General features: G+C 71.9%; 22 protein-coding genes, 2 tRNA genes and 1 pseudogene. 4 read left to right on the top strand and 21 right to left on the bottom strand.

Annotation, left to right across the window (positions count from 1 at the left end; all coding sequences use genetic code 11):
- Positions 1–101 precede the first annotated feature (101 nt).
- Together dnaJ and hrcA are read right to left on the bottom strand one after the other, a co-directional pair.
- Positions 102–1,241 carry a molecular chaperone DnaJ gene (gene dnaJ, locus ACGFYQ_RS01970; protein ID WP_393738896.1) on the bottom strand — a complete coding sequence of 380 codons (1,140 nt, stop codon included), beginning with the start codon at positions 1,239–1,241 and terminating at the stop codon, positions 102–104.
- Positions 1,242–2,258: a heat-inducible transcriptional repressor HrcA gene (gene hrcA, locus ACGFYQ_RS01965; protein ID WP_393738894.1), complete on the bottom strand. Its 1,017-nt coding sequence runs from the start codon at positions 2,256–2,258 to the stop codon at positions 1,242–1,244.
- Positions 2,259–2,408: 150 nt separating this feature from the next.
- Here hrcA and ACGFYQ_RS01960 point away from each other — a divergent pair, with 150 nt between their 5' ends.
- The gene (locus ACGFYQ_RS01960) at positions 2,409–3,134 is read left to right on the top strand and encodes an MBL fold metallo-hydrolase (protein ID WP_393738892.1); all 726 of its coding nucleotides are present in this window, start codon (positions 2,409–2,411) and stop codon (positions 3,132–3,134) included.
- A gap of 28 nt (positions 3,135–3,162) precedes the next feature.
- Positions 3,163–3,960 (top strand): DUF3097 domain-containing protein, encoded by a 798-nt coding sequence (locus tag ACGFYQ_RS01955; RefSeq protein WP_393738890.1) that lies wholly within the window; start codon positions 3,163–3,165, stop codon positions 3,958–3,960.
- A gap of 29 nt (positions 3,961–3,989) precedes the next feature.
- Here ACGFYQ_RS01955 and ACGFYQ_RS01950 read toward each other — a convergent pair whose 3' ends face one another.
- The 4 genes from ACGFYQ_RS01950 to lepA all read right to left on the bottom strand — a co-directional run bounded on the left by ACGFYQ_RS01950 (position 3,990) and on the right by lepA (position 10,183).
- Positions 3,990–4,604, bottom strand: a complete 615-nt coding sequence (locus ACGFYQ_RS01950) for an HdeD family acid-resistance protein (RefSeq protein ID WP_393738888.1) — start codon at positions 4,602–4,604, stop codon at positions 3,990–3,992.
- Positions 4,605–4,753: 149 nt separating this feature from the next.
- Positions 4,754–5,986 carry a radical SAM family heme chaperone HemW gene (gene hemW / locus ACGFYQ_RS01945; RefSeq protein WP_393738886.1) on the bottom strand — a complete coding sequence of 411 codons (1,233 nt, stop codon included), beginning with the start codon at positions 5,984–5,986 and terminating at the stop codon, positions 4,754–4,756.
- A 235-nt stretch (positions 5,987–6,221) separates the two neighbouring features.
- A complete protein-coding gene (locus tag ACGFYQ_RS01940) occupies positions 6,222–8,114 on the bottom strand; it encodes an AMP-dependent synthetase/ligase (protein WP_393738884.1) in 1,893 nt (630 codons plus the stop codon).
- 203 nt (positions 8,115–8,317) lie between these two features.
- Positions 8,318–10,183 (bottom strand): translation elongation factor 4, encoded by a 1,866-nt coding sequence (lepA, locus tag ACGFYQ_RS01935; RefSeq protein ID WP_393738882.1) that lies wholly within the window; start codon positions 10,181–10,183, stop codon positions 8,318–8,320.
- Positions 10,184–10,439: 256 nt separating this feature from the next.
- Between lepA and rpsT the strand changes: the two genes are divergently transcribed.
- The gene (gene rpsT, locus ACGFYQ_RS01930; protein ID WP_030384651.1) at positions 10,440–10,706 is read left to right on the top strand and encodes a 30S ribosomal protein S20; all 267 of its coding nucleotides are present in this window, start codon (positions 10,440–10,442) and stop codon (positions 10,704–10,706) included.
- A gap of 256 nt (positions 10,707–10,962) precedes the next feature.
- Here the strand turns inward: rpsT and holA are convergent, their stop codons facing one another.
- Positions 10,963–11,955: a DNA polymerase III subunit delta gene (gene holA / locus ACGFYQ_RS01925; RefSeq protein ID WP_393738879.1), complete on the bottom strand. Its 993-nt coding sequence runs from the start codon at positions 11,953–11,955 to the stop codon at positions 10,963–10,965.
- Between the two features lie 61 nt (positions 11,956–12,016).
- On the opposite strand from holA, the gene ACGFYQ_RS01920 reads away from it, so the two are divergent.
- Complete coding sequence (locus ACGFYQ_RS01920; RefSeq protein WP_393738877.1) at positions 12,017–12,259, top strand: hypothetical protein; 243 nt, start codon at positions 12,017–12,019, stop codon at positions 12,257–12,259.
- Positions 12,260–12,312: 53 nt separating this feature from the next.
- Here the strand turns inward: ACGFYQ_RS01920 and ACGFYQ_RS01915 are convergent, their stop codons facing one another.
- From ACGFYQ_RS01915 to ACGFYQ_RS01850, 14 genes and pseudogenes are all read right to left on the bottom strand, one after another.
- Complete coding sequence (locus ACGFYQ_RS01915) at positions 12,313–13,194, bottom strand: YceI family protein (RefSeq protein ID WP_393738875.1); 882 nt, start codon at positions 13,192–13,194, stop codon at positions 12,313–12,315.
- Between the two features lie 136 nt (positions 13,195–13,330).
- Positions 13,331–15,703 (bottom strand): annotated as a pseudogene (locus tag ACGFYQ_RS01910) (ComEC/Rec2 family competence protein); the annotation flags it as partial.
- Entirely contained in the window at positions 15,700–16,332 is a 633-nt protein-coding gene (locus ACGFYQ_RS01905; RefSeq protein WP_393738873.1) for a helix-hairpin-helix domain-containing protein, read from the bottom strand. The pseudogene ACGFYQ_RS01910 and the gene ACGFYQ_RS01905, both read right to left, overlap by 4 nt.
- A 548-nt stretch (positions 16,333–16,880) precedes the next feature.
- Positions 16,881–17,726: a DegV family protein gene (locus ACGFYQ_RS01900; RefSeq protein ID WP_393738871.1), complete on the bottom strand. Its 846-nt coding sequence runs from the start codon at positions 17,724–17,726 to the stop codon at positions 16,881–16,883.
- A gap of 130 nt (positions 17,727–17,856) precedes the next feature.
- The gene (locus tag ACGFYQ_RS01895) at positions 17,857–18,573 is read right to left on the bottom strand and encodes a hypothetical protein (protein ID WP_393738869.1); all 717 of its coding nucleotides are present in this window, start codon (positions 18,571–18,573) and stop codon (positions 17,857–17,859) included.
- A gap of 131 nt (positions 18,574–18,704) precedes the next feature.
- Positions 18,705–21,575, bottom strand: coding sequence for a leucine--tRNA ligase (gene leuS / locus ACGFYQ_RS01890; protein ID WP_393738867.1), 2,871 nt, complete (start codon positions 21,573–21,575; stop codon positions 18,705–18,707).
- Positions 21,576–21,865: 290 nt separating this feature from the next.
- A tRNA-Ala gene (locus ACGFYQ_RS01885) sits at positions 21,866–21,938 on the bottom strand.
- A 131-nt stretch (positions 21,939–22,069) separates the two neighbouring features.
- On the bottom strand, positions 22,070–22,303 hold the full coding sequence (locus ACGFYQ_RS01880; protein WP_008738908.1) for a hypothetical protein: 234 nt from the start codon (positions 22,301–22,303) through the stop codon (positions 22,070–22,072).
- Positions 22,304–22,447: 144 nt separating this feature from the next.
- Positions 22,448–22,520: transfer RNA gene (locus ACGFYQ_RS01875), tRNA-Ala, on the bottom strand.
- 180 nt (positions 22,521–22,700) lie between these two features.
- Entirely contained in the window at positions 22,701–23,381 is a 681-nt protein-coding gene (locus ACGFYQ_RS01870; RefSeq protein WP_393739697.1) for a histidine phosphatase family protein, read from the bottom strand.
- Complete coding sequence (gene rsfS / locus ACGFYQ_RS01865) at positions 23,378–23,824, bottom strand: ribosome silencing factor (RefSeq protein WP_362396666.1); 447 nt, start codon at positions 23,822–23,824, stop codon at positions 23,378–23,380. Before rsfS ends, ACGFYQ_RS01870 begins: the two co-directional genes overlap by 4 nt.
- Positions 23,825–23,942: 118 nt before the next feature.
- Complete coding sequence (locus tag ACGFYQ_RS01860) at positions 23,943–25,634, bottom strand: LCP family protein (protein ID WP_393738865.1); 1,692 nt, start codon at positions 25,632–25,634, stop codon at positions 23,943–23,945.
- 24 nt (positions 25,635–25,658) lie between these two features.
- Positions 25,659–26,276 carry a nicotinate-nucleotide adenylyltransferase gene (gene nadD / locus ACGFYQ_RS01855; protein WP_355406730.1) on the bottom strand — a complete coding sequence of 206 codons (618 nt, stop codon included), beginning with the start codon at positions 26,274–26,276 and terminating at the stop codon, positions 25,659–25,661.
- Positions 26,277–26,338: 62 nt separating this feature from the next.
- Positions 26,339–26,506 carry a hypothetical protein gene (locus ACGFYQ_RS01850; protein ID WP_393738862.1) on the bottom strand — a complete coding sequence of 56 codons (168 nt, stop codon included), beginning with the start codon at positions 26,504–26,506 and terminating at the stop codon, positions 26,339–26,341.
- Between the last annotated feature and the right edge of the window lie 108 nt (positions 26,507–26,614).

The following is a 26,614-nucleotide window of genomic DNA, read 5'->3' as shown; positions in this document are numbered from 1 at the left end:
TAGTCCGCTTCCTGGCATGGCCGGGAAGCGGCCCCGCGGGAAGGCGGCGAGCCCGGCCGGGGGCGTCCCCGGGCCGGGCTCGTCGATGAGGTCGCGGGCGGTCAGCGGCCGTTGAAGGCGTCCTTCAGCCGGCTGAACAGACCCTGCTGCCCCGGGGCGAACTGGCCGGTCGGCCGCTCCTCGCCGCGCAGCTTCGCCAGCTGCCGCAGCAGGTCCTCCTGCTGCGGGTCCAGCTTGCTCGGAGTGGTGACCTCGACGTGCACGATCAGGTCGCCGCGCCCGCCACCGCGCAGGTGGGTGACACCGCGCCCGTGCAGCGGGATCGCCTGGCCGGACTGGGTGCCGGGCCGGATGTCGATCTCCTCCAGGCCGTCCAGCGTCTCCAGCGGGCACTTGGTGCCCAGCGCGGCCGCCGTCATCGGGATGGTGACCGTGCAGTGCAGGTCGTCCCCGCGCCGCTGGAAGGTCGGGTGCGGCAGCTCGTGGATCTCCACGTACAGGTCGCCGGCGGGGCCGCCGCCGGGGCCGACCTCGCCCTCGCCCGCGAGCTGGATGCGGGTGCCGTTCTCGACGCCGGCCGGGATCTTGACCGTGAGACTGCGGCGGGAGCGGACCCGGCCGTCGCCCGCGCACTCGGGGCACGGGGTCGGGACCACGGTGCCGAAGCCCTGGCACTGCGGGCAGGGGCGCGAGGTCATGACCTGGCCCAGGAAGGACCGGGTGACCTGCGAGACCTCACCGCGGCCGCGGCACATGTCGCACGTCTGCGCGGAGGTGCCGGGAGCGGCGCCCTCACCGGAGCAGGTGGTGCAGACGATGGCCGTGTCGACCTGGATGTCCTTGGTGGTCCCGAAGGCCGCCTCGTCCAGCTCCAGGTCCAGGCGGATCATGGCGTCCTGGCCTCGCCGGGTCCGCGAGCGCGGGCCGCGCTGCGAGGCCTGGCCGAAGAAGGCGTCCATGATGTCGGAGAAGTTGCCGAAGCCGCCCGCCCCGAATCCGCCCGCGCCACCGCCGCCGCCCGAGGAGGACAGCGGGTCGCCGCCGAGGTCGTAGACCTGCTTCTTCTGCGGGTCCGAGAGCACCTCGTAAGCCGCGTTGATCTCCTTGAAGCGCTCCTGCGTCTTCGGGTCCGGATTCACATCCGGGTGGAGTTCACGCGCGAGGCGCCGGAAGGCCTTCTTGATCTCGTCCTGCGATGCGTCGCGGCGCACGCCGAGAACGGCGTAGTAGTCCGTGGCCACTTACGACTCCGCCAGGATCTGTCCGACGTAACGTGCCACTGCGCGTACCGCTCCCATCGTTCCGGGGTAGTCCATGCGGGTCGGTCCGACCACGCCGAGTTTGGCGACAGTTTCGCCGCCCGAACCGTAACCGACCGAGACGACGGACGTGGAGTTCAGTCCCTCGTAGGCATTCTCATGCCCGATCCGTACGGCCATTCCCGACTCGTTGGCCTCGCCCAGCAGCTTGAGGAGCACGACCTGCTCCTCCAGCGCTTCGAGCACCGGCCTGATCGTCAGGGGAAAATCGTGTCCGAAGCGGGTGAGATTGGCGGTACCGCCGATCATCAACCGTTCCTCGGCTTCCTCGACCAGGGTTTCGAGGAGCGTCGCCAGCACGGTGGAGACCGTGCCGCGGTCCTCGGCCTCGAAGGATTCGGGGAGGTCCTGGACGAGCGGGGGCACATCGGTGAACCGGCGGCCGACGACCCTGCTGTTGAGCCGGGCCCGCAGATCCGCGAGCGAGGTCTCGCCGAAGGGGCTCGCGCAGTCGATGAGCCGCTGCTCGACGCGGCCCGTGTCGGTGATCAGTACGAGCATCAGCCGGGCCGGGGCCAGCGACAGCAGCTCGACGTGGCGCACGGTGGAGCGCGTCAGCGAGGGGTACTGGACGACCGCGACCTGACGGGTGAGCTGCGCGAGCAGCCGCACCGTCCGGCCGACCACGTCGTCGAGGTCGACGGCGCCGTCGAGGAAGTTCTGGATGGCCCGGCGCTCCGGCGACGACAGCGGCTTGACCCCCGCCAGCTTGTCGACGAAGAGCCGGTATCCCTTGTCCGTGGGGATCCGGCCGGCGCTGGTGTGGGGCTGGGCGATGTAGCCCTCGTCCTCCAGCACGGCCATGTCGTTGCGCACGGTGGCGGGCGAGACGCCGAGCCGGTGCCGCTCGGTGAGCGCCTTGGAGCCGACCGGCTCCTCCGTCCCGACGTAGTCCTGGACGATGGCGCGCAGCACTTCGAGTCTGCGTCCGCTGAGCATCGCGCACACCTCCAGCTGTGGTCCGTTGCCATGTTTGTCGGAACTCGGTCGTTGGCACTCCGGGCGTTCGAGTGCCAGAGATCCCCCGCTCAGTGTACGGCCGGGTAGTAAGACCCTGGCAAGGGAGGCCCGCCAGGGTAGCGTCGCGGCATGGACGTGCGTTGGGAAGAGGCGGGCTGGGAACGGCTGACCGGGCGGACCGGCCGGCAGCGGCTGCCGGTGTGGGACTGCACGGTGGGACTGGTGGTGGGGGACGAATCCGTCCTCCTCGTCGACCCCGGTTCGTGCCTGCGGGAGGGCGCGCGGGTGCGGGCCGAGGCGGAGCGGCTGACCGGTCGGCGAGTGACCCATATCGCATTCACGCACGGCCATTTCGATCACGTACTGGGCGGGGCCGCCTTCTCCGGGGCCGAGGTGTTCGGGGCGGTCGGACTGGACGCGCTGCTCGCCACGGGCCGCGACGAGCTGCGCGAGTCCGCCGTACGGCACGGACTGGCGGAGGCGGAGGCGGCGGAAGCCGTGGACCGGCTGGTGCTGCCGCAGCACCCGGTGTCGGGCGAGTGGACGCTGGAACTGGGCGGGGTGCAGGTACTGCTGGCGAACGTGGGCCCCGGGCACAGCCGGCACGACCTGGCCGTGTTCGTGCCCGGCGAGCGCGAGACGGTCTTCTGCGGGGACCTGGTCGAGGAGTCGGGCGAACCGCAGGCGGGCGACGACGCCGTGCCGGCGCAGTGGCCGGCGGCCCTGGACCGGCTGCTGTCGCTGGGCGGGGACGACGCGCTGTACGTGCCGGGTCACGGAGCGGTGGTCTCCGCCGGCTTCGTCCGTGCGCAACGCGCCACACTGGCCGCCCGTTTCGGCGTGTCGGAGGCATGACGGCCGCGGCTCTCCTACTGTCGGCCGGATGCGCGAGTACTCCCCCGACCTGACCCCGCAGTGGAAGCGCCCCAAGGCCGTGCCCGAGGTGCCGGCGGAACCCGATCTGGTGGTCGAGGTGGCCGGTACGGACTTCTGCGGCGCGGTGGTGGCCTGCGAGGCGGGCACGGTGACCCTGGAGGACCGCTTCGGCAAGCGGCGGGTGTTCCCGATGGAGCCGCGCGGGTTCCTGCTGGAGGGGGCGGTCGTCACCCTGGTCCGCCCGTCGCGCGCCCCGGCGGCTCCGGCGCGCACCGCGTCCGGGTCGATCGCCGTCCCGGGCGCGCGGGCGCGGGTGGCGCGGGCGGGCCGGATCTACGTCGAGGGCCGGCACGACGCCGAGCTGGTGGAGCGGGTCTGGGGTGACGACCTGCGGATCGAGGGCGTGGTGGTGGAGTACCTGGAGGGCATCGACGACCTCCCGGCCGTCGTGGCGGAGTTCGGCCCGGCCCCGGACGCCCGGCTGGGGATCCTGGTGGACCACCTGGTGCCGGGCTCGAAGGAGTCCCGTATCGCGGCGTCGGTGACCTCGCCGGACGTGCTGATCGTGGGCCACCCGTACGTGGACGTGTGGCAGGCGGTGAAGCCGTCCGCGCTGGGCATCCCCGCGTGGCCGGCCGTCCCCCGGGGCCAGGACTGGAAGACGGGCGTCTGCCGGTCCCTGGGCTGGCCGGAGAACACGGGGGCCGCCTGGCAGCACATCCTGTCGAGGGTGACCTCGTACCGCGATCTGGAGCCGACCCTGCTGGGCGCGGTGGAACACCTCATCGACCACGTCACGGCCTGACCCTCCGCGGGTCCGTCAACGCCCGGCGCTCACCCCGGGGGCGGGACGGGAGCCCGGCGGAGGGCGGATCGCAGCGCGAAGGCCATCACCAGTTCGAACACGCCGAGCAGGACGAGCCACAGTCCCAGCAGCCGTGTCAGGGCGACCGCGGAGTCCACCGGGAAGCAGAGCACGACGATTCCGGCGACGGCGCCGAGGGCGCCCAGGCCGAAGGTCAGGCCGCGGTGCACGAGCGTGCGGTCGGCGATCGCGACGTACGCCGTGAGCACTCCGGTCAGCAACCAGAACACCCCGACGATCAGGGACAGCGCGCCGATCGTCTGCATCGGATGCCGCAGTACGAGGACGCCCGCCAGGAACGCCAGCACGGCGATCAGGACGCCCGCCAGTCGGCTGCCACCCTCGTCCGTGCTGTGCGAGAAGGCCGTCACGAACCGGAAGCCACCCGCCACCAGGAGCTGCAGGCCGATGATCACGGCCAGGATGTGCAGCGTCTCGTCGGGCCAGACGAGCACCAGGATGCCCGGGATCAGGGTCGCGAGGGCGAAGCCGAGTGCCCAGTGCCACGAGCCTCCGAGCTGCTTGAGGACGTCTTCGGGGTCGCTCTGTGTGTGCAGCGGTGACGCGTTGGACGGTACGGTCATCACGCCTCCCGGGCCAGCCGGACGGCCCGTAGGGGCACCTCGAAGCCGCCGGACGCACCTTGCTTACCTTTATATCCATTTTAGGTCGCTGTGGTGCGGATCGCCGCCCCGGGCGGACGCGGGCTCGCGTCCGACCGCCCGGACAGGAGCTAGTCGACCAGGTCCCGGACCACGGCGTCGGCCAGCAGCCGTCCCCGCAGGGTGAGCACGGCGCGGCCCGCCTCGTACGGCCCCGGCTCCAGCAGTCCGTCCGCGAGGGCGCGTCGCGAGGCCGCCAGCCCGGCCGGCGCCAGCAGGGACAGCGGGACGCCGTCCACCAGCCGCAGTTCCAGCAGGATCCGCTCCACCCGCCGGTCCTCCTCGGACAGCAGCTCGCGCCCCGCCCCCGGCGACCGGCCCTCCGCCAGCGCCGCGGCATACGCGCCCGGGTGCTTGACGTTCCACCACCGCACCCCGCCCACGTGCGAGTGGGCGCCGGGTCCCGCGCCCCACCAGTCGGCGCCGCGCCAGTACAGCTCGTTGTGCAGGCACCGGCCGGCCTCCGAGGTGGCCCAGTTCGAGACCTCGTACCAGGAGTACCCGGCCTCGGCCATCACCGAGTCCGCGATCAGGTACCGGCCCGCGTGGACGTCGTCGTCCGTCATCGGGACCTCGCCCCGGCGGATCCGCCGCGCCAGCTGGGTGCCCTCCTCCACGATCAGCGCGTACGCCGAGACGTGGTCCGGCCCGGCTCCGAGCGCGGCGGAGAGGGACGCCCGCCAGTCGTCGTCGGACTCCCCGGGCGTCCCGTAGATCAGGTCGAGGTTGACGTGCTCGAAGCCCGCCGCCCGTGCCTCCGCGACGCACGCCTCGGGGCGCCCGGGCGTGTGCGTGCGGTCGAGGACCTTCAGGACGTGCTGCTTGGCGCTCTGCATGCCGAAGGAGATCCGGTTGAATCCGCCGGCCCTCAGCTCGGCGAGGTACTCCGGATTCACCGACTCCGGATTGGCCTCCGTGGTGATCTCCGCGTCCTCGGCCAGACCGAACTCGTCCCGGATCGCCGCGAGCATCCGTACGAGGTCCCCGGCGGGCAGCAGCGTCGGGGTGCCTCCGCCCACGAAGACGGTGCGGACGGCCCGGCGGTCGTCGCCCAGCACCTTGCGGGCGAGGCGGACCTCGTCGATCAGGGTGTCGGCGTAGTTCTCCCGGGAGGCGAGCACGCCGCCGGTACCCCGCAGCTCGGTGGCCGTGTAGGTGTTGAAGTCGCAGTACCCGCAGCGCGTGGCGCAGTACGGAACGTGCAGGTAGAAGCCGAGCGGCCGCTCGCCGGCGCCCGCCAGGGCGTGCGACGGCAGCGAGCCGTCTTCGGGCATGGGTTCACCGTCGGGCAGTGCGGAAGGCATGCACCCATTGTCCCGCACCTCGCCGCCCCGCCCGCCCGCGCAAAATCCAGCCTCGCCGGCGTTTGAGGCGCGGGGGTCCCCCCGGACGGAGTCTGGGGGAGGGTCCGGGGCGGAGCCCCAGGAAGCGGCCCGCAGGGAACGACAGCTCGACAGGGCCCGCCGCCCGGACCCGCCCGGGCGGGGCGGGGTTCGCGGGGCGGTCTGCCGCCCCGCCCCGCAGGGCCCGCGGCAGGCGTCAGGCCTCGCGGGCGCCCTCGTACATCTCGTCGATCAGGTGCTTGAACTCACGCTCGACGACCGGTCGCTTCAGCTTGAGGCTGGGCGTCAGGTCACCGTGCTCGACGTCGAGGTCGCGCGGCAGCAGCCGGAACTTCTTGACCGTCTGCCACTTCTGCAGGCCCTCGTTCAGGGTCTGGACGTACGTCTCGATCAGCCGGACGGTCTCCGGCGCGGCGAGCACCTGCGCGTACGTCTTGCCCTCCAGCCCGTTCTCGGCCGCCCACGTGAGGATGGACGGCTCGTCGAGCGCGATCAGGGCCGTGCAGAAGTTCCGGTCGGCGCCGTGTACGACGATGGTCGACACGTACGGGCAGATCGCCTTGAACTGGCCCTCGACCTCCGCCGGGGCGACGTACTTGCCGTTCGAGGTCTTGATCAGGTCCTTCTTGCGGTCGGTGATGCGCAGGTAGCCGTCGGGCGACAGCTCGCCGATGTCTCCCGTGTGCAGCCAGCCGTCGGACTCCAGGACCTCGGCGGTCTTCTCCGGCTGCTGGTGGTAGCCCTGCATGATGCCGGGACCGCGCAGCAGCACCTCGCCGTCGTCGGCGATGCGGACCTCGGTGCCGGGGAGCGGCTTGCCGACGGTGCCGGTGCGGTAGGCCTCGCCCGGGTTGACGAAGGAGGCCGCGCTGGACTCGGTGAGGCCGTAGCCCTCCAGGATGTGGATGCCGGCGCCGGAGAAGAAGTAGCCGATGTCGGGCGCCAGGGCGGAGGCGCCGGAGACGGCGGCGCGCAGCTTGCCGCCGAAGGCGTCGCGGAGCTTGGAGTAGACGAGCGCGTCGGCGATCTTGTGCTTGGTGGAGAGGCCGAAGGGGGCGGTCGCCTGGCCGGTGCGGCGGAAGTTGTCCTGGGTGACCTTGGCGTACTCCCGGGCGACGCCGACCGACCACTGGAAGATCTTGTACTTGGCTCCGCCGCCGGCCCGCGCCTTGGCGGCCACGCCGTTGTAGACCTTCTCGAAGATGCGCGGGACGGCCGCCATGTACGTCGGCTGCACGATCGGCAGGTTCTCGATGATCTTGTCGATCCGGCCGTCGACGGCGGTCACGTGCCCGACCTCGATCTGGCCGGAGGTCAGCACCTTGCCGAAGACGTGGGCCAGCGGCAGCCACAGGTACTGGACGTCGTCCGAGTGGATCATGCCGGTGGCCACGGTGGCCTTGGCCATGTACGACCAGTTGTCGTGCGGCAGCCGGACGCCCTTGGGGCGGCCGGTGGTGCCGGAGGTGTAGATGAGAGTGGCCAGCTGGTCGGCGGTGATGGCGCCGATCCGCTCCTTGACGGCCTCGGGGTGCTTGGCGAGGTACTCCGCGCCGCGCTTCTCCAGATCGGCGAGGGAGAGCACCCAGCCCTCGGGGTCGCCGTCCTCGGCGATCGCGTCGGCGGCCTCCAGGACCACCACGTGGGCGAGGTTCGGCAGGTCGGCGCGGCGCTCGCGGGCCTTCGCCAGCTGCTTGCCGTCCTCGGCGATGAGCACCCGGCTCTCGGAGTCCGAGAGGATGAACGCCGACTCGTCCGCGTTGGTGCTGGGGTAGACGGTGGTGACCGCGCCGCCCGCGCACATCACACCGAGGTCGGACAGGATCCACTCGACGCGGGTGTTGGAGGCGAGCGCGACCCGCTGCTCCGGCTGGAGGCCGAGATCGATCAGCCCGGCGGCGATGGAGAAGACCCGCTCGGCCGCCTGGCCCCAGCTGAGCGACTTCCAGTCGTCGGGGCCGCCGGTGCCGTCGGCCGCCGGCACCGGGTACCGATAGGCCTCGGCATCCGGCGTGGCCGAGACACGCTCAAGGAAGAGGGCCGCCACAGTGGGCGGGCGGTTCTCGATCAAGGTCTGTGTATCGCTCACGGACGTCCTCCGGACCACGCGGCAGGGCCTGTCATTGGGGGCGGTGACTCTAGGCTTGTAACTGGCGAGTAACCATCGAGCAGTGATCAGACTAGGGGCCCTCCGCCTGGTGCGTAAGAGCCCCCGAGCGGCCGATTCATAACGAAACAGGCCCCCGCGCTTCCGCGCGGGGGCCTGTTTCGTACGCAACGCCCGGTGCCGGGCTACTTCTTCTTGCCGCCGGACTCGTCGCTGGACAGCACCGCGATGAAGGCCTCCTGGGGGACCTCCACGGAGCCGACCATCTTCATCCGCTTCTTGCCTTCCTTCTGCTTCTCCAGCAGCTTCCGCTTACGGGAGATGTCACCGCCGTAGCACTTGGCGAGGACGTCCTTGCGGATGGCTCGAATGGTCTCGCGGGCGATGACGCGGGAGCCGATCGCGGCCTGGATCGGCACCTCGAAGGCCTGCCGCGGGATGAGCTCGCGCAGCTTGGCGACCAGGCGCACGCCGTAGGCGTAGGCGGCGTCCTTGTGCGTGACGGCGGAGAAGGCGTCGACCTTGTCGCCGTGCAGCAGGATGTCGACCTTGACCAGGCTGGAGGACTGCTCGCCGGTGGGCTCGTAGTCGAGGGAGGCGTAGCCGCGCGTCTTGGACTTCAGCTGGTCGAAGAAGTCGAAGACGATCTCCGCGAGGGGGAGGGTGTAGCGGATCTCGACCCGGTCCTCGGAGAGGTAGTCCATGCCGAGGAGGGTGCCGCGGCGCTGCTGGCAGAGCTCCATGATCGCGCCGATGAACTCGGTGGGCGCGAGCACGGTGGCCCGTACGACCGGCTCGAACACGTCCGAGATCTTGCCCTCGGGGAACTCGCTCGGGTTGGTGACGGTGACTTCCTTGCCGTCCTCCATGACCACCCGGTAGACCACGTTGGGCGCGGTGGCGATGAGGTCGAGGCCGAACTCTCGCTCCAGGCGCTCGCGGACCACGTCCAGGTGGAGCAGGCCGAGGAAGCCGACGCGGAAGCCGAAGCCGAGCGCCGCCGAGGTCTCCGGCTCGTAGACGAGCGCGGCGTCGTTGAGCTGCAGCTTGTCCAGGGCCTCGCGCAGGTCCGGGTAGTCCGAGCCGTCGAGCGGGTACAGGCCCGAGAAGACCATCGGCTTCGGGTCCTTGTAGCCGCCGAGGGCCTCGGTCGCGCCGTTGTGCAGGCTGGTGATGGTGTCACCGACCTTGGACTGACGGACGTCCTTCACGCCGGTGATGATGTAGCCCACCTCGCCGACGCCGATGCCGTCGGCCGGGGTCATCTCCGGGGAGGAGACACCGATCTCCAGCAGCTCGTGGGTGGCGCCGGTGGACATCATCCGGATGCGCTCGCGCTTGTTCAGCTGTCCGTCGACCACACGCACGTACGTCACGACGCCGCGGTACGAGTCGTAGACCGAGTCGAAGATCATCGCGCGGGCCGGGGCGTCCTTGGGGCCGACCGGGGCCGGGACCGTGGCGACGATCTTGTCGAGCAGCGCGTCCACACCGAGACCGGTCTTCGCCGAGACGCGCAGCACGTCCTCGGGCTGGCAGCCGACCAGGTTCGCGAGCTCCTCGGCGAACTTCTCCGGCTGGGCGGCCGGCAGGTCGATCTTGTTCAGGACCGGGACGATCGCGAGGTCCTTCTCCATCGCCAGGTACAGGTTGGCGAGGGTCTGCGCCTCGATGCCCTGCGCGGCGTCCACCAGGAGGACCGTGCCCTCGCACGCGGCGAGGGAGCGGGAGACCTCGTAGGTGAAGTCGACGTGCCCGGGGGTGTCGATCATGTTGAGGATGTGGGTGCTGCCCTGGCCCTCGCCGGTGGTGGGCGCCCAGGGCAGCCGGACCGCCTGGGACTTGATCGTGATGCCGCGCTCACGCTCGATGTCCATGCGGTCGAGGTACTGGGCGCGCATCTGCCGCTGGTCGACCACACCGGTGAGCTGGAGCATCCGGTCGGCAAGGGTCGACTTGCCGTGGTCGATGTGCGCGATGATGCAGAAGTTGCGGATCAGCGCCGGGTCGGTACGGCTCGGCTCGGGCACGTGGCTGGGGATCGCGGGCACGCAGTGTCCTGATTCTCGGTCGCAGTCGGAAGCGTTTGCGGAGCGTCGGTCGGAGCGAAAGTCCGGCTCCCGTCGCTCTCGGCGGCGCGATGTCGGATCTATACGCAGACTCCCATGGTCCCATGGACGGGGCAGTGCGCTCGGTTTGGGCCGCCCGGAGCGTGCCTGGTAGCCTGGGCAGCTGTGTCTCGTATGCCCTCTCAGCTGTCGAGGCACAATCCGAAGATCAAATCTCTGAACCTGAAAAGGCTCTTTCGTGGCGAACATCAAGTCCCAGATCAAGCGGAACAAGACGAACGAGAAGGCGCGCCTGCGCAACAAGGCCGTCAAGTCTTCGCTCAAGACCGCGATCCGCAAGGCCCGCGAGGCCGTCGTCGCCGGTGACGTCGAGAAGGCCACCGTGGCTTCTCGCGCCGCCGCGCGTGCGCTCGACAAGGCTGTCTCGAAGGGTGTCATCCACAAGAACGCCGCCGCCAACAAGAAGTCGGCGCTGGCCACCAAGGTTGCCTCCCTGCAGGGCTGAGCTCTGATGTGATCGCCGGAACGGACCCAGCGGGCCCTCTCTCCCGCTCCTGACCGGCACCCCGCGCCGCACACGAAGCGTTCGCCACGCGGGTGCGGCGCAACAAAAGCAGTGACCGAAGGCCCCGGCCCACCACCCTTCCCCAGGGTGACGGCCGGGGCCTTCGTGTTGCCCGGACGGGTCCGGGCAGGGTCTGGCGCTGTGACCGGCACGGTTCACCGGGTCGCGACGCCCGGCAACCTGTCCGGCCACAGCGCTAGCGGCGCTGGGGGCGGGCCGCGCGGGCCACCGCGACGACCGCCTTCTCCAGGGCGTACTCGGGGTCGTCGCCGCCGCCCTTGACCCCCGCGTCGGCGGCGGCCACGGCGCGCAGGGCGTCCGCGACTCCGTCCGCCGACCAGCCGCGCATCTGCTGGCGGACCCGGTCGATCTTCCAGGGCGGCATCCCCAGGTCCCGGGCGAGGTCGCCCGGGCGGGCTCCGCGCGGGGCGGAGGCCAGCTTGCCGATCGCGCGCACGGCCTGGGCCAGGGCGCTGGTGATCAGGACCGGCGCCACCCCCGTGGACAGGGACCACCGCAGGGCTTCGAGGGCCTCCGCCGCCCGCCCCTCGACCGCCCGGTCGGCGACCGTGAAGCTGGAGGCCTCGGCGCGGCCCGTGTAGTAGCGGCCGACCACGGCCTCGTCGATGGTTCCCTCGACGTCCGCGCACAGCTGCGCCGCCGCGCTGGCCAGCTCCCGCAGGTCGCTGCCGATCGCGTCGACCAGGGTCTGGCACGCCTCCGGGGTCGCGGAGCGGCCCAGCGTGCGGAACTCTCCGCGGACGAACGAGAGCCGGTCCGCCGCCTTCGTCATCTTCGGGCAGGCGATCTCCCGCGCACCCGCCTTGCGCGCCGCGTCCAGCAGGCCCTTGCCCTTGGCCCCGCCCGCGTGGAGGAGGACGAGGATGATCTCCTCGTAGGGCGCGTCGAGGTACGCCTTCACCTCCTTGACCGAGTCCGCGGACAGGTCCTGGGCGCCCCGCACGACCAGGACCTTGCGCTCGGAGAAGAGCGAGGGGCTCGTCAACTCGGCCAGCGTGCCGGGCTGGAGCTGCTCGGAGGCGAGGTCGCGGACGTCCGTGTCGGCGTCGGCGGCGCGGGCGGCCGCCACCACCTCCCGTACGGCACGGTCGAGCAGCAGGTCCTCCTGCCCCACCGCGAGGGTGAGCGGGGCGAGCGGATCGTCGGTGGAGTTCTTCCTGGTGGCCATCGGCTCCAGCATCCCACGCCGCACCGACAGCCCTCCTCGCCGCGTGCCCGAGAATGGTCGCGTGAACGTGCGACATGTACTCGTCCTGCCCGACCGCGACGCCGCCGAGGAGGTGGCACAGGAAGCCGTCGACCGCTTCGGCCTCCCCGAGGAACCGCAGTTGGTCCGAGACGCCCTGGCCGGTGAGGACGACGCCGAGGACGCCCAGTGGCTGGTGGTCGTCGAGGACCCGCGCGAACGGCTCGACTCCACCTCGCTGGACGCCCTCGCCGCCGAGTACGAGGGCTGGCTGGAAGCCCCCTAGTACCTGAGGGACCAGAGGGACTCCTGAGGGACTCCTGAGGGACTCCTGAGGGCTCAGGCCTTGTGGACGATCTGCACGTCCAGGGCCACTTCCACGCTCGATCCGATCGCCGCGATCCCGTGCGCCAGCATCGACTGCCAGTTCAGGGTGAAGTCCTCGCGGTGCAGTTCGGCCGTGGCCCGGCAGGCGGCCCGCGGCTCGCCCTCCAGGCCCGTACCCAGGCCCAGGTACTGGGTGTCCAGGGTGACGGAGCGGCTCACCCCGTGGAGGGTGAGGGCACCGGCGACGGCCCAGCGGCTGCCGCTGCGGTGGATGAACCGTTCGCTGTAGAACTCCACCGTCGGGTGGCGGACCGCGTCCAGGAAGTCGCCGGACCTCAGGTGGTCGTCGCGCATCCGCACCCCGGTGTCGATGCTCGCCGCGTCGATGATCACGTGCATGGAGGAGTCCTCCATGCGCTCGGCTATCCGGACCGCGCCGGCGAACGTGTTGAACCGGCCGCCGATCCGGGCGAAGCCGATGTGCCGGGCCGTGAAGGCGATGGACGAGTGGGTCGGGTCGAGCTCCCAGTGGCCGGGCTGCGGCAGCAGCGGAGGCTCCACCGCGTCGAGGACGATCTCCCCGGTACCGGGCTGTGCCGGGTCCCCCACGAGCGTCGCCCCGTGGAACGGCGCGTACCCCTCGGCGGTGACGGAGAGCCGGTACTCGCCCTCCGGTACGGCCGCCGTGAACCCGCCGTACGGGTCGGTCTCGCCGCTGACGATCCGTCGGCCGATCGGGTCGGTCACCTCGAACGCGGCCTGCCGGATCGGCTGGTGGACCGTGTCGAGGACCCGGCAGCTGAGCAGACGTGCCGTCGGCGGCAGCGTCAGTGTCGCGGATGTATGCGGACTGGAACTTCCGGCCGTCTCCATCCCCCGTCGGCGACCGAACATGGCTGATGCACCCCCGTGCTGTGTGGATTTGGACCGCTCTGGCGAAGACGCATTCGATCATGCTGTCGGGTTGTGGGCAAACAGAATGACCGCGCCCGGTATGGGCGTGTCGTCTGCGCCCCCGGCCGGCCGGAAACGCGCGCATCCGCGAGCCGCTGCCGGAGACGGCGATCGAGCCGTCGGTGTCGGTGCGCAGCACGGTCGCCCCCATCGCCCGCAGCCGGGCGAGCGTACCGGGTGCGGGGTGCCCGTAGCGGTTGCCCGCGCCGACCGGGACGAGGGCGAGCCGGGGCCGGACCCGGGCGTACAGCACGGGATCCTGGTGCGCCGAGCCGTGGTGCGCGACCTTGAGCACGTCCACCGGGCCCAGTTCCGGATGGTCCCTCAAGAGGGCCTGCTGCGCGGCCGGTTCGAGATCGCCGAGCAGCAGCAGGGTCAGCCCCGCACCGCGCACCAGCAGGGCGACGCTCGCGTCGTTGGGCCCCTCGGGCGGCGCCCCGGCCGCCGGCGGCCAGAGCACCTGCCACTCCAGGGGTCCGGCCCGCCGCCGCTCCCCCGCCACCGCCCGTACGACGGGTACGCCGGCGCCCGCCGCGGTCCGGTGGACGAACCGCGCCTGCCCCGGCGGCTCTTCCAGCGCGGTGGTCTGAATCACACCCACCGACCGGCCCCGCAGCACCCCGGACAGGCCCGCCACGTGGTCGGAGTGAAAGTGCGTCAGCAGGAGCATCGGCACCCTGGTCACGCCCAGGGAACGCAGACAGGCGTCCACCGGGCCGGGCTCCGGTCCGGCATCCACGACCACGGCCTCGCCCGGCCCGACGGCGAGCACCGCGGCGTCCCCCTGGCCCACGGCGCACTGCACGTAGCTCCAGTCGGGCGGCGGCCAGCCGGTGAGGGTACGGGTGAGCTGCGGCGGCCGCAGTACGGCCAGGATCAGCAGCACCGCCAGGGCGGAGCAGACCCCGCGCCGCCGGCCGAACCGGGCGCCGAGGCCTATGACGGCCAGGGTGGCGGCGGCCAGCAGCAGCCCTCCGGCGAGCCCGCCCGGCCAGGCCAGCTCCGCTCCCGGCAGCCGCGCCCCGGCCCGGGCCACGACGGCGATCCACCCGGCGGGCACCCCCGCGCACCAGGCGAGCACCTTCGCGGCGGACATCCACAGCGGGGCCACCGCGAGAGCCGCGAAGCCGAGCACCGTCGCCGGTCCGGCCGCCAGCTCGGCCAACAGGTTGCACGGCACCGCGACCAGGCTGACCCGGGCGGCGAGCACGGCGACCACGGGCGCGCACACCGCCTGGGCGGCCGCGGCGGCCCCCAGCGCCTCGGCGAGCCGGGGCCGCATCCCGCGCCGGGTCAGGGCATCGCTCCACCGGGGCGCGAGCGTGAGCAGGGCGCCCGTGGCCAGGACGGAGAGCAGGAAGCCGTAACTGCGGGCCAGCCACGGGTCGTAGAGGACGAGCAGCAGCACGGCGGCGCCCAGGGCCGGGATCAGGGATCTGCGACGCCCGGTGGCGATGGCCAGCAGGGTCACCGACCCGCAGGCGGCGGCCCGCAGCACGCTCGGCTCCGGCCGGCACACCACCACGAACGCCAGCGTCAGGGCCGCGCCGCACAGGGCGGTCGTCCGGAGGGAGAGCCCGAGCCGAGGCGCCAGCCCGCGCCGCTCGGCCTGCTGCGCGCGGGCCGGGGGCCCGATGAGCAGGAACAGCACCACGGTCAGGTTGGACCCGGACACGGCCAGCAGGTGCAGCAGGTCGGTGGCCCGGAACGCCTCCTGCAGATCGGAGGGCACCCGGGACGTGTCTCCGACGACCAGCCCGGGCAGCAGGGCCCTGGCATCCGGCGCGAGCCCCTCGGTGGCCTCGCGCAGCCCGGCCCGCAGCCGCCCGGCGAGCCGCTGTGCGGTGTCCGGGCCGCCGGTCACCCCGGGCGGGGTGTCACCGGCGGGCCGCAGCAGCGCCACGGCCCGCTCCCCGCCGCGCGCCGGGGCCAGCCGGGCGACCACCGACACCCGGGTGGAAGGCTGCAGCCGGGCCCAGTCCGGATGCCCGGCCAGCACCCGCACCGGGGTCTCGACCCGGGTCCGCGCCCCGTCCGGCCCCGTCACCCCGGTCACCAGCGCGTCCAGCACCACCACCGGCGGTCCGCTCCCGCTCCGGGCGACCCGTGGATCGGAGCCGACGGTGATCTCCGCGAGGACGCGGGCATGGTCCCGGGCCAGATCCGCCACCGGCCCGGCCCGCGCCTCGGCCCGCTGGAGCCCCGCCACCCCGGCTCCGGCACAGGCGCACAGCAGGGCCGCCGCCAACGCCGGAGCGGCCCCCCACAGCCGCCCGGGACGCCGGCACCCGGCCAGTATCAACAGCCCCGCCGCGGCCACTCCCACGGCCACCCCGGAGGCGGTGGGTCGGGCGGGCGCGTCCAGCGCGAGGGCGGCCGCCGCCCAGGCGGCCAGGGCGGGCGCCACCAGCCGCAGGTCCGCCGCTCCCGGGGCGTCGGGGCGGTTCACGGCCGCACCAGCGCGCGCAGGTCGGCGAAGCGCCGTTCGCCGATGCCGTTGACCTGCCGGAGATCCTCCACGGAACGGAAGCCGCCTCTGGCGGTGCGGAAGTCCACGATGTGCTGCGCCAGCACCGGCCCGACCCCCGGCAGGCCGTCCAACTGCTCGACGGTGGCCGAGCCGAGGCTGAGCGGGCCCTGGCCGGGCCCGCCCCCGACCGGCGGAGGCTGCGCCGGGGCGCCCACCAGGACCTGCTCGCCGTCCACCAGCACCCGGGCCCGGTTGAGTCCCGTGGTGTCCGTACCGGGCCGCACTCCCCCGGCCGCGGCCAGCGCGTCCTCGACCCGCGAACCGGCGGGCAGCCGCCGCACGCCCGGGTCCCGCACCTTGCCGCCGATGTCGACGACGATCCGCGCGGCGCCGCCACCGGAGCCCGCTGTCGGGCCCGGTGCCGCGGCCGCGGCCGGTACCGCCCCCGGGGAGACCACGGCGGGAGCGGTCACCGCCCGCGGCCGGGCCGACCAGTACTGCTGCCCGGCGAAGCCGACCGCGACGACCAGCACCATCCCGACGGCGGCCACCGTGCGCGGCTCCACCCCGCAGCGGGCCTGGAACCACACCGGCAGCCGCTCCCGCACGGCCAGCCTCCGCGCCAGACCGGGAGCCAGCCCGGCAGCCTCCTCAGGCGGGGCCCCGGACGGCGCCCCGGGATCCACCTCAGCCGCCGCCGACGGCGACGGCGACCGCGACGGCGACGGCGACGGCGACGGCGACGGCGACGGCGACGGCGACTGTAAAGCCAGTGGCGATGGCGATGGCGATGGCGAAACCCCCGGCGGCGCCAAGGCCGCCTGCGGTGGCGATAGCGGTGGCGATGGCGAAGCCGGCGGCGGACTGCTGCCGCCCAGCAGGGCTTCGGCCCGCCGCCGCACGGCATCCGGCTCCGCGTGCGGAGCCCGGTGGCCACGGCGGGCACCATGGCCGCGCCGGTGCCGCAGACGGCTGTCGGAGAAACGGGACCGGCCCGGGCCGCTGGTGGCGCCCGACGGCCGGGAGGACGGATGCGACGTACGTGCTCGAAGAGTCATGCCACGACCGTAGGGGCGGATCCCGAAGCCCGTTCGGAGGGTTCAATTCCGGTGGACAGCGGCCCCGTTGTGGATATCCGGGCCACTCGTTCCGGTGATCAGCGCGGCGAGACGACCGCCGCCAGCAGCCCCGGCCCGGTGTGCGCGCCGATCACCGCGCCCACCTCGCTGACATGCAGCTCGACCAGGCCCGGGATGCGTTCCCGCAGCCGCTGGGCGAGCTTCTCGGCCCGCTCCGGGGCCGCCAGGTGGTGCACCGCGACGTCGACGCTGCCCGATCCGGCGCGCTCGACGGCCAGCTCCTCCAGCCGGGCGATGGCCTTGGAGGCCGTACGCACCTTCTCCAGCATCTCGATCCGCCCGCCGTCCAGGGTCAGCAGCGGCTTCACCGCGAGGGCGGAGCCGAGGAGGGCCTGGGCGGCTCCGATCCGGCCGCCGCGGCGCAGGTAGTCGAGGGTGTCGACGTAGAAGTACGCGGACATGTTCGCCGCGCGCTTCTCGGCGGCGGCCACGGAATCGTCGACGGAACCGCCCGCCTCCGCCACCTCGGCGGCGGCCAGCGCACAGAAGCCGAGGGCCATCGCGACCATGCCGGTGTCCACGACCCGCACGGGCACGGGCGCGGTCCTCGCGGCCACCACGGCGGCGTCGTAGGTACCCGAGAACTCGGCGGACAGGTGCAGGCTGACGATGCCGCTCGCGCCGGCGTCCGCGGCCGCCTGATAGGCCCGTACGAACTCCTCCGGGCTGGGGCGCGAGGTGGTGACCGAGCGGCGCTTCTGCAGGGCCAGCGCAAGGCTGCGCGCCGAGATCTCGGTGCCCTCCTCCAGTGCTTCGCCGCCGAGTACCACGGTGAGCGGTACGGAGGTGATTCCGTGCCGCGCCATGGCCGGTTGGGGCAGGTAGGCCGTGGAATCGGTGACGATGGCGACATGGCGGGACATGAGCCGGAGGTTACCGCCAGTGGGGGTGGGACGGCAGCCTGGGCCCCTCGGCGGGGCCGCTGACCGTGTCCGGGCAGCGGGCGGAGCATACGGCACCCCGGTCACGGCACCGGGCCCCGCACGCCCCGGATCAGGTGGTGCTCTCCGGCCGGCGCGCCTTCTGCCAGGGGTACTGGGGCGCCGGAGCGGCCTGGTTCAGAGCCGCCGGCCCCGGCCCCGACCCCGGCCCCTGACCATGCGGCGCCTGCGCCTGCGCAGCGTCCCATGCCGCGGCCGCCGCCGTCAGGTCGTCCACCGACTCCCGCGACCAGTCCCGCAGCGCCACGGACTCGTTCTCGATCTGCGCCGACAGCGTGGACAGGTCGTCGGCCGCGAACCGGTGGGCACGGTCCCGCGCGGCCCACCGCAGCGAGTCCGCCGCCTTCGTGATCTTGGCGGTGCGCTCGCGCAGGTCGGGCAGGCTCTCGGCGATCCGCCGCCGGTCCGGCTCCTGCTCCAGCCGCTTCAGCTCGGCGTCCAGCTCCTGCCCGTGCTCGCTCAGCCGCTGGAACAGCCCGATGGACTCCTTCAGCGAGGCATCCGTCCGGACTCCGTCGGACAGCGCCTGCTGCGTCGCCCGCATCGACGTCCGCAGGTCCAGCCGCAGCTGCGCCAGCGCCCCCGCGACCCCCACCTGGCCCAGGCTCTTGGCCCGCAGCGTGGTGTCCTCCACCGTCCGGCGGGCCTGTGTGATCGTACGGTCCACGCCGCGCTTGGCTGCTCCCACCACCTTGACGGTCGCGTACAAGCCCAGCCCCAGGAAGGCGAAAAGCACCATCAGCGCGAAGATGATCAACGCGGCCTCCATGAGTGTCCCTTCCCCAAGTCCCCGCAGCTCTTGTCCGTCCCCTCCACCGTAAACGCCACAGGCAGGTTGAGGGTTCCAATCGAACCCCCAACCTGCCCGTACGGGATGTCCCCCATGGGGAGCGGGTGACGTCAGATGACGATGTTCACCAGCTTCGGCGCGCGCACGATCACCTTGCGGATCTCCGCACCGCCCAGCGCCGCGACGACACCCTCATCGGTGACGGCCAGCTGCTCCAGCTCCGCGTCCGAGATCGTCGGCGGCACCTCCAGACGCGCCTTGACCTTGCCCTTGACCTGCACAACGCACGTCACGCTCTCGTCCACGACGTACGCCGGGTCCGCGACCGGGAAGTCCTGGTGGACCACCGAGTCGCTGTGGCCCAGACGGTTCCACAGCTCCTCCGCGATGTGCGGGGCCAGCGGGGCGACCAGCCGTACCAGCGCCTCGGCGACCGGGCGCTCCAGCGGCCGGCCGGCCTTCGTCAGGGCGTTGTTCAGCTCGGTGATCTTCGCGATGGCCGTGTTGAAACGCAGCCCCGCCATGTCCGAACCGGCCCCGTCGATGGCCTTGTGCAGGGCGCGCAGCGTGTCCTCGCCCGGCTCCCCGTCCACCACGGTGACCCGGCCGGTCTCCTCGTCCACGATGTTGCGCCACAGGCGCTGCAGCAGCCGGTACTGGCCGACCACGGCCCGGGTGTCCCACGGGCGCGAGACGTCCAGCGGACCCATCGCCATCTCGTACAGGCGCAGGGTGTCCGCGCCGTACTCCTCGCAGATCTCGTCGGGCGTGACGGCGTTCTTCAGGGACTTGCCCATCTTGCCCAGCTCGCGCTTGACCGGCTCGCCCTCGAAGAAGAACTTGCCGTCCCGCTCCTCGACCTCCGTCGCGGAGACCGGGAAGCCGCGCTCGTCACGGTAGACGTACGCCTGGATCATGCCCTGGTTGTACAGCTTGTGGAACGGCTCGACCGAGGAGACGTGTCCCAGGTCGAACAGCACCTTCGACCAGAAGCGGGCGTACAGCAGGTGCAGCACCGCGTGCTCGGCGCCGCCCACGTACAGGTCGACGCCGCCGTGCGGCTGCCCCTCGCGCGGGCCCATCCAGTACTGCTCGATCGCCGGGTCGACCAGCGCCTCGGAGTTGTTCGGGTCCAGGTAGCGCAGCTCGTACCAGCAGGAACCGGCCCAGTTCGGCATGGTGTTGGTCTCGCGCCGGTAGCGCTTGACGCCCTCGCCGCGACCCAGGTCCAGTTCGACCTCGACCCAGTCCGCCTTGCGGGACAGCGGGGTCTCCGGCTTCGAGGTCGCGTCGTCGGGCTCGAAGGTGCGCGGCGAGTAGTCCTCGACCTCCGGCAGCTCCAGCGGCAGCATCGACTCGGGCAGCGGGTGCGCGACGCCGTCCTCGTCGTAGACGATCGGGAAGGGCTCGCCCCAGTAGCGCTGACGGCTGAACAGCCAGTCGCGCAGCCGGAAGTTGACCGTGCCCTCGCCGATGCCGCGTTCGGCCAGCCAGTCGGTGATCGCGGCCTTGGCCTCGACGACGCCCAGGCCGTCCAGCGCGATGCCCTCGCCCGTGGAGTTGACCAGCTCGGCGTCGTACGAGACGAAGGCGTCGTCCCACTCCGCCGGGTCGGTGCCCCGCCCGTCGCCGGGCTGCACGACGCAGCGCATCGGCAGCTCGAAGGCGCGCGCGAACTCGAAGTCGCGGCTGTCGTGCGCCGGAACGGCCATGATCGCGCCGGTGCCGTAGCCCATCAGCACGTAGTCGGCGATGAAGACCGGGACCTTCGCGCCGCTGACCGGGTTGATCGCGTACTCACCGGTGAAGACACCGGTCTTGTCCTTGGCCTCGGCCTGGCGCTCGACGTCGGACTTCGAGGCGGCCTGCTTGCGGTAGGCGGTGACGGCGTCCAGCGGCGTGGCGTGCCCGCCGGTCCACACGTCGTGGGTGCCCTCGGGCCAGGCGGCCGGGATGAACTCGTCCACGAGCGGGTGCTCGGGCGCCAGCACCATGTAGGTGGCGCCGAACAGGGTGTCCGGGCGGGTGGTGAAGACGGTGATCGCCTGGTCGCCCAGCGGGAAGTCGACGCGCGCGCCCTCGCTGCGGCCGATCCAGTTCCGCTGCTGCAGCTTGATGGCCTCGGGCCAGTCCAGCGCGTCCAGGTCGTCCAGCAGCCGGTCCGCGTACGCGGTGATGCGCATGTTCCACTGGCTCAGCTTGGCCTTGAAGACCGGGAAGTTGCCGCGCTCGGACCGGCCGTCCGCGGTGACCTCCTCGTTGGCCAGTACGGTGCCCAGCCCGGGGCACCAGTTGACGGGCGCGTCCGAGGAGTACGCCAGCCGGTACTCGTTCAGTACGTCGGCCCGCTCGCCCGCGGTCAGCTGCGCCCACGCGCGGCCGCCGGGGACCTCACGGGTGCCGGCCTCGAACTCGGCGACCAGCTCGTCGATCGGCCGGGCCTTGCGCGCGTCCGCGTCGTACCAGGAGTTGTAGATCTGCAGGAAGATCCACTGGGTCCACTTGTAGTAGTCCGGGTCGATCGTCGCGAAGGACCGGCGCTTGTCGTGGCCCAGGCCCAGCCGGCGCAGCTGGACCTTCATGTTCTCGATGTTCGCCTCGGTGGACACGCGCGGGTGCGTGCCGGTCTGCACGGCGTACTGCTCGGCCGGCAGGCCGAAGGCGTCGAAGCCCAGGGTGTGCAGGACGTTGTGGCCGGTCATCCGCTGGTGGCGGGCGTAGACGTCGGTGGCGATGTACCCGAGCGGGTGGCCGACGTGCAGCCCCGCGCCGGACGGGTACGGGAACATGTCCATGATGAACTTCTTGGGCCGTGCGACCACCGCGGGGTCCCCGGCCAGGTCACCGGACGGGTTCGGGGCCTCGTACGTGCCCTGCGCGTCCCATACGTCCTGCCAGCGTGCCTCGATGTCGGCGGCCATGGCAGCCGTGTAACGGTGCCCCTCGGCCGCCTCGGGGGCCGGGGTGTTCGTCTCGCTCATGATTTCTGAAGCTCCATCGATCGTCTCTGCCGTCTCTGCCTGCCCAAACGAAAAAACCCCTCGCACAGGAGGGGACGCCGCGCCGAGGCCGACCGTCTCGAAGGGTCGGTACTGATCAGCGCGGCTCGGTAAGCAGAAGGCGTACGGCACGCATGGCGTCAGGGTACCGCAGCGGCCCCTGCCGACGCTCAGCCGTTCCGACCGGTGGGCACAACGAGAGGTGTGCACAACGATGGGGTGGGCACAACGAGAAGCGGGCCACCCGATCCGGGTGGCCCGCTTCTTCACTGTGGAGCTAAGGAGAATTGAACTCCTGACCTCCTGCATGCCATGCAGGCGCTCTACCAACTGAGCTATAGCCCCTTGTCTTGCCTGCCGCCCGGGCTTCCGTTTCCGGTTCCCCTTGGCGACGTCCCAAACATTACACGGTCATGGCCCTGGTCCAAAAATCGGTTTCCGTCGACCGCAGGCCATGCCCGATTTGACCTATTTAGTCACGCTCTTGCGAACTGATAGAACCGCTTGAGCGTGCAGTGCTCGTCGAGCAGCCGGCCGTAGATCGGCTCCCCCTCCAGCTCGCGGTACGTCTCGATCGGGTCGCCTTTTATGATCAGCGCCCGCGCGCATTCCTCGCACCAGTACTGGTAGTCGGGGTTGACCGGGTCCATGTCCCGCACGATCGGCGTGCCGTTGTTGCACCAGTCGCACCGGCGCCGGTGTGCACCCATCCGTCAGCGACTCCCTCCCGCATCGGGCCGTCGTCTCCCCCCTCCGGCCGTCCGATTCTGCCATGCCGGTGCGGGCCCGGTCAGCAAACGCAAAGGGGGCAAAAACAAGGATCCCGCCCCCTGTTGGGGACGGGATCCTGATTGTGGAGCTAAGGAGAATTGAACTCCTGACCTCCTGCATGCCATGCAGGCGCTCTACCAACTGAGCTATAGCCCCGCTCTCCGCCGCGCTCCCCCCGTCTCCGGTGTTCCGCGCTGCGAACAAGAAGAACTCTAGCCTGTGACCAGCCGGAAAGTGAAATCCGGGTGGCAGCCCCGGCAGGGACCGGCGAAGGAGTGGCGGAGGACCGGCTGGGCACCGGCCCGAGCACCGGCCGAGGAGCTGCGGAGGAGCCGCTCAGTCGTCGTCGCCGAGCACCGGTTCCGGCAGCGTGCCGGCGTTGTGCTCCATCAGACGCCAGCCGCGCGCGCCCTCACCGAGGACGGACCAGCAGCAGTTGGAGAGCCCGCCCAGGCCCTCCCAGTAGTACGACTCCAGGCCCAGCAGGCGGCCGATGGTCGTACGGATGGTGCCGCCGTGGCTGACCACGACGAGCGTGCCGCCCTCCGGCAGCCGGCCGGCGTGCTCCAGCACCACCGGCGCGGCGCGGTCGGCGACCTCGGTCTCCAGCTCACCGCCGCCCCGTCGGACCGGCTCGCCGCGCTTCCACGCCGCGTACTGCTCGCCGTACTTCCCGAGGATCTCGTCGTGCGTGAGGCCCTGCCACTCTCCGGCGTAGGTCTCGCGCAGCGCCGCGTCGTGCGCCACGGGCAGCCCCGTGACGGCGGCCAGCTCCGCGGCCGTGGCGGCGGCCCGCTGGAGGTCGGAGGCCACGATGGCGTCCGGCCTCAGCGAGGCGAGCAGCCGCGCGGAGCGGCGCGCCTGCGCCACTCCGGCCTCGGTCAGCCCGATGTCCGTGGAGCCCTGGAAGCGCCGCTCCAGGTTCCACGAGGTCTGGCCGTGCCGCCAGAGGACGATCTTCCTGCCGGACTTGCTGCCGGACTTGTTGCCTGACGTTCCCGAGGTGCTCGCGCTCAGAACAGATCACCGTCCAGTTCGTCGTCGCCGGCCGCCTCACGCAGCTTGGCGTGCTCCTCGGCCTTGCCGATGGTGAGCTTGGCGTCCTCGGGGAGCTCGATCTCGGGGCAGTCCTTCCACAGGCGCTCCAGCGCGTAGAAGACCCGCTCCTCGCTGTGCTGGACGTGGACGACGATGTCGATGTAGTCGAGCAGGATCCAGCGGGCGTCGCGGTCGCCCTCGCGGCGCACCGGCTTGGCGCCGAGCTCCTTGAGCAGGCGCTCCTCGATCTCGTCCACGATCGACTTGACCTGGCGGTCGTTGGGCGCGGAGGCGAGCAGGAAGGCGTCGGTGATCGACAGCACGTCGCTGACGTCGTACGCGATGATGTCGTGCGCGAGCCGGTCGGCCGCGGCCTGGGCGGCGGCGGTGATGAGCTCGATGGAGCGGTCCGTGGCGGTCACTGGCCATGCTTTCGGGTTGGCGGGCAGATCCATACAAGGGTCTCATGTACCGCCGACACCGCCCGCGCGGAACGTCCCGCGCGGGCGGAGCCACAGGTCGGAGCCGGGTCAGGACGCCTCAGGACGCCTTGTAGTCCTTGCCGAGGAGCACCACGACGTCCGCGTTCACCGCGTTCTCGGCCTTCTTCACGGCCGTCTCGGGCAGACCCAGCGTCTTGGCGACCTCGATCGCCCGGTCCCGCTGGGCGTCGTCCTGGTACGTGATCTGCGAGGTGGCCGCGGTCTTGTCCGCCTTGCCGCCGTCCACGAAGTCGTAGCCGCCGTTGAGCAGCGCCGCCCTGGCCGCGACCTGCGTCTTCTCGTCGCCGGTGGCGTCCTTGAGGCCGACCCGCGGGGCGGCGCCGGGCTGCCCCGCGGTGACGGAGCCGCCGAGGACCTCCTTGACGACCTTCTTCGTGGCATCGTCCGTCACGCCGCCGTCCGGCTTCACCGCCAGGACGTCGGTGCGGTACGCGCCCACCTTGGCGTGCGCGCCCAGCCGGGACAGCAGGGCTCCGAGCGTCTGCGCGTTCAGGGCCGGGTCGAGGATCTGGCCCATGCTCTCGACCGTGAGCGCGGCCGCCTTCGGGTCGCTCGGGACCTTGCGCAGCACCGCGTACAGCACCTTGCCCATGCGCTCCAGCTGCTTGGCCTCCGGTTCGCCCTGGGCGCGGTGCGTGGCGTAGGCGACGGCCATCGGGCCGCTCAGGCTCTGCTTCTGGCCCTGGCCCACGGCCGGGGCCTTGGCCGCGTCGTCGGCCGGGACGGCGGTGTCGGTGTCGACCTCGATGCCGCCGACCAGCTCGACCAGGTTCTCCAGGAAGGGCGTGTCCAGGCGCCAGGTGCCGCCGATGTGCGTGCCGAGCACCGAGTCGAGTGCCTCGCGGGTGCCGAGGCCGCCTTCCTCGACCGCTTTGCCGAGGCCGGTGGCGGTCCCGTCGGTGCCGGGGACGCCGAGGGTGTTGGGCAGCAGGACGGTGGCGCCCTGCTTGGCGGTGACGTTGTCGACGAGCAGCGCCGAGGAGGTGCCGCCCTTCTTCGTGTTGTGCACGTGGACGACGATCATGTCGCGCTTCTGTGCCCCGGCGTCGGCGGTCGCGGGGGCCTTGCTCTGACCGGGACCGTCGAGGAAGGGCAGCTTGCCCGCGTACCACAGGTAGCCGAGGCCGCCGACGGCGAACACGGCGAGGACGACGATCAGCGCCACCACCCGGTTGCGGCCGCGCCGGCGGGCCTCCTCGCGGCGCTCGGTCCGGCTCTCGGTGAACTTGAGCCAGTCGATGACGTCCTCGGAGTCCTCGTCCGGCTGGTCGATGAAGGCGAACATCTCGGTGCGGTAGTCCCGACCCGCCTCGCGCTCGGGCTCGGCGCCGGCGCCCGTGTCGGGCCGTCGCGGTTCCGGGACCTGCGGGGTCCGCTGCCGCTCGACTGCCGGCTCCTGGGCGGCCTGCTGCGGGATCCACTGCTGGGTCTGCTGCGTGTCGTACCCGTAGCCCGGGGCCGCGGGGGCGGCGGGAGGCTGGGAGTACTGCTGCTGCCCCTGCCCGTAGTCGTAGTCCTGGGCGGGCTGGTCGTAGTACTGCTGCGGCTGCTGCCGGCCGTACCCCTGGGCCTGGTAGTCGTAGCCGTACTGCTGCTGCCCGTACTCCGGGGCGGGCTGGGCGGGCTGCGCGGGCGCCTGGCTGTACACCGGCCGCCCGTACGCGTCGTAGCCGATGAGCTGCTGCTCGTGAGTGGCGTACGGGTCGTACGGCTCCTGTCGGTCGTTCACCGCGGGGCCCCTCTCTCCGGAAGCTCAGGCTCCCCGGTACAGCTCACGCTTGTCGATGTAGCGCACGACGCCGTCCGGCACCAAGTACCAGACAGGATCCCCCTCGGCGACCCGTGCACGGCAGTCCGTGGACGAGATGGCCAGGGCGGGAACCTCGACGAGGGAGACGCCGCCCTCGGGCAGCCCGTCGTCGGTGAGCACGTGGCCGGGCCGGGTGACCCCGATGAAATGGGCGAGCGAGAAGAGCTCGTCGGCGTTCCGCCAGGTCAGGATCTGGGCGAGCGCGTCGGCGCCCGTGATGAAGAACAGGTCGGCGTCGTCGTTCAGCGCCTTCAGGTCGCGCAGGGTGTCGATCGTGTACGTCGGCCCGCCGCGGTCGATGTCGATGCGGCTCACCGAGAACTGCGGGTTCGAGGCGGTGGCGATGACCGTCATCAGGTAGCGGTCCTCGGCGGGCGACACGGCACGCTGCGACTTCTGCCACGGCTCGCCGGTCGGCACGAACACCACTTCGTCGAGGTGGAACAGGGCGGCCACCTCGCTGGCGGCCACCAGGTGTCCGTGGTGGATCGGATCGAATGTGCCGCCCATCACGCCGAGCCGGCGCTTGACCGGGCCGGTAGGCATCTCCTGCTCTCCCATGAGCGCAGAGCCTACTGGCCCGGCGGACTCCGAGGCCTCGGCGAGAGTGCTAAATCACGGGCCTAGCGGTCACGGTTCAGGCGCGTGGTGACCCACAGCATCAGGCACAGGATGAGGAACGCGCCGCCGCCGGTCAGGTAGGGGTTGAGGCTGTCGTGGTTGCCGCTGTGCTGCTCGGCCCCCTCCGAGGCGAGGACGACCAGGTTGTGGGCGGTGGAGGAGAGGCTCATCAGGCAGGTACCTATCGAGTCGGGGAGCGGGCGGAGACTTCGCTCACATCGTATGCGGGGGCCTGGGGCACGCTCACGCCGACTCAGGCGTTGGAGAGGATAGACGCA

Origin of the sequence: Streptomyces sp. NPDC048258 (assembly GCF_043201995.1) — a bacterium.
Classification (GTDB): domain Bacteria; phylum Actinomycetota; class Actinomycetes; order Streptomycetales; family Streptomycetaceae; genus Streptomyces.
Note: the sequence above shows the minus strand (reverse complement) of the source record. Positions and strands in the feature narration are given on the sequence as shown.

Coding starts and splice junctions, on each gene's coding strand:
- holA (WP_393738879.1), bottom strand. CDS start 11,955: ATGGCCACCAGGAAGAACTCCACCGACGATCCGCTCGCCCCGCTCACC.
- hrcA (WP_393738894.1), bottom strand. CDS start 2,258: ATGCTCAGCGGACGCAGACTCGAAGTGCTGCGCGCCATCGTCCAGGAC.
- ACGFYQ_RS01900 (WP_393738871.1), bottom strand. CDS start 17,726: ATGTCCCGCCATGTCGCCATCGTCACCGATTCCACGGCCTACCTGCCC.
- ACGFYQ_RS01960 (WP_393738892.1), top strand. CDS start 2,409: ATGGACGTGCGTTGGGAAGAGGCGGGCTGGGAACGGCTGACCGGGCGG.
- ACGFYQ_RS01895 (WP_393738869.1), bottom strand. CDS start 18,573: ATGGAGGCCGCGTTGATCATCTTCGCGCTGATGGTGCTTTTCGCCTTC.
- leuS (WP_393738867.1), bottom strand. CDS start 21,575: ATGAGCGAGACGAACACCCCGGCCCCCGAGGCGGCCGAGGGGCACCGT.
- ACGFYQ_RS01915 (WP_393738875.1), bottom strand. CDS start 13,194: ATGTTCGGTCGCCGACGGGGGATGGAGACGGCCGGAAGTTCCAGTCCG.
- ACGFYQ_RS01850 (WP_393738862.1), bottom strand. CDS start 26,506: ATGAGCCTCTCCTCCACCGCCCACAACCTGGTCGTCCTCGCCTCGGAG.
- hemW (WP_393738886.1), bottom strand. CDS start 5,986: ATGCCTTCCGCACTGCCCGACGGTGAACCCATGCCCGAAGACGGCTCG.
- ACGFYQ_RS01950 (WP_393738888.1), bottom strand. CDS start 4,604: ATGACCGTACCGTCCAACGCGTCACCGCTGCACACACAGAGCGACCCC.
- nadD (WP_355406730.1), bottom strand. CDS start 26,276: ATGGGAGAGCAGGAGATGCCTACCGGCCCGGTCAAGCGCCGGCTCGGC.
- ACGFYQ_RS01955 (WP_393738890.1), top strand. CDS start 3,163: ATGCGCGAGTACTCCCCCGACCTGACCCCGCAGTGGAAGCGCCCCAAG.
- ACGFYQ_RS01880 (WP_008738908.1), bottom strand. CDS start 22,303: ATGGGTGCACACCGGCGCCGGTGCGACTGGTGCAACAACGGCACGCCG.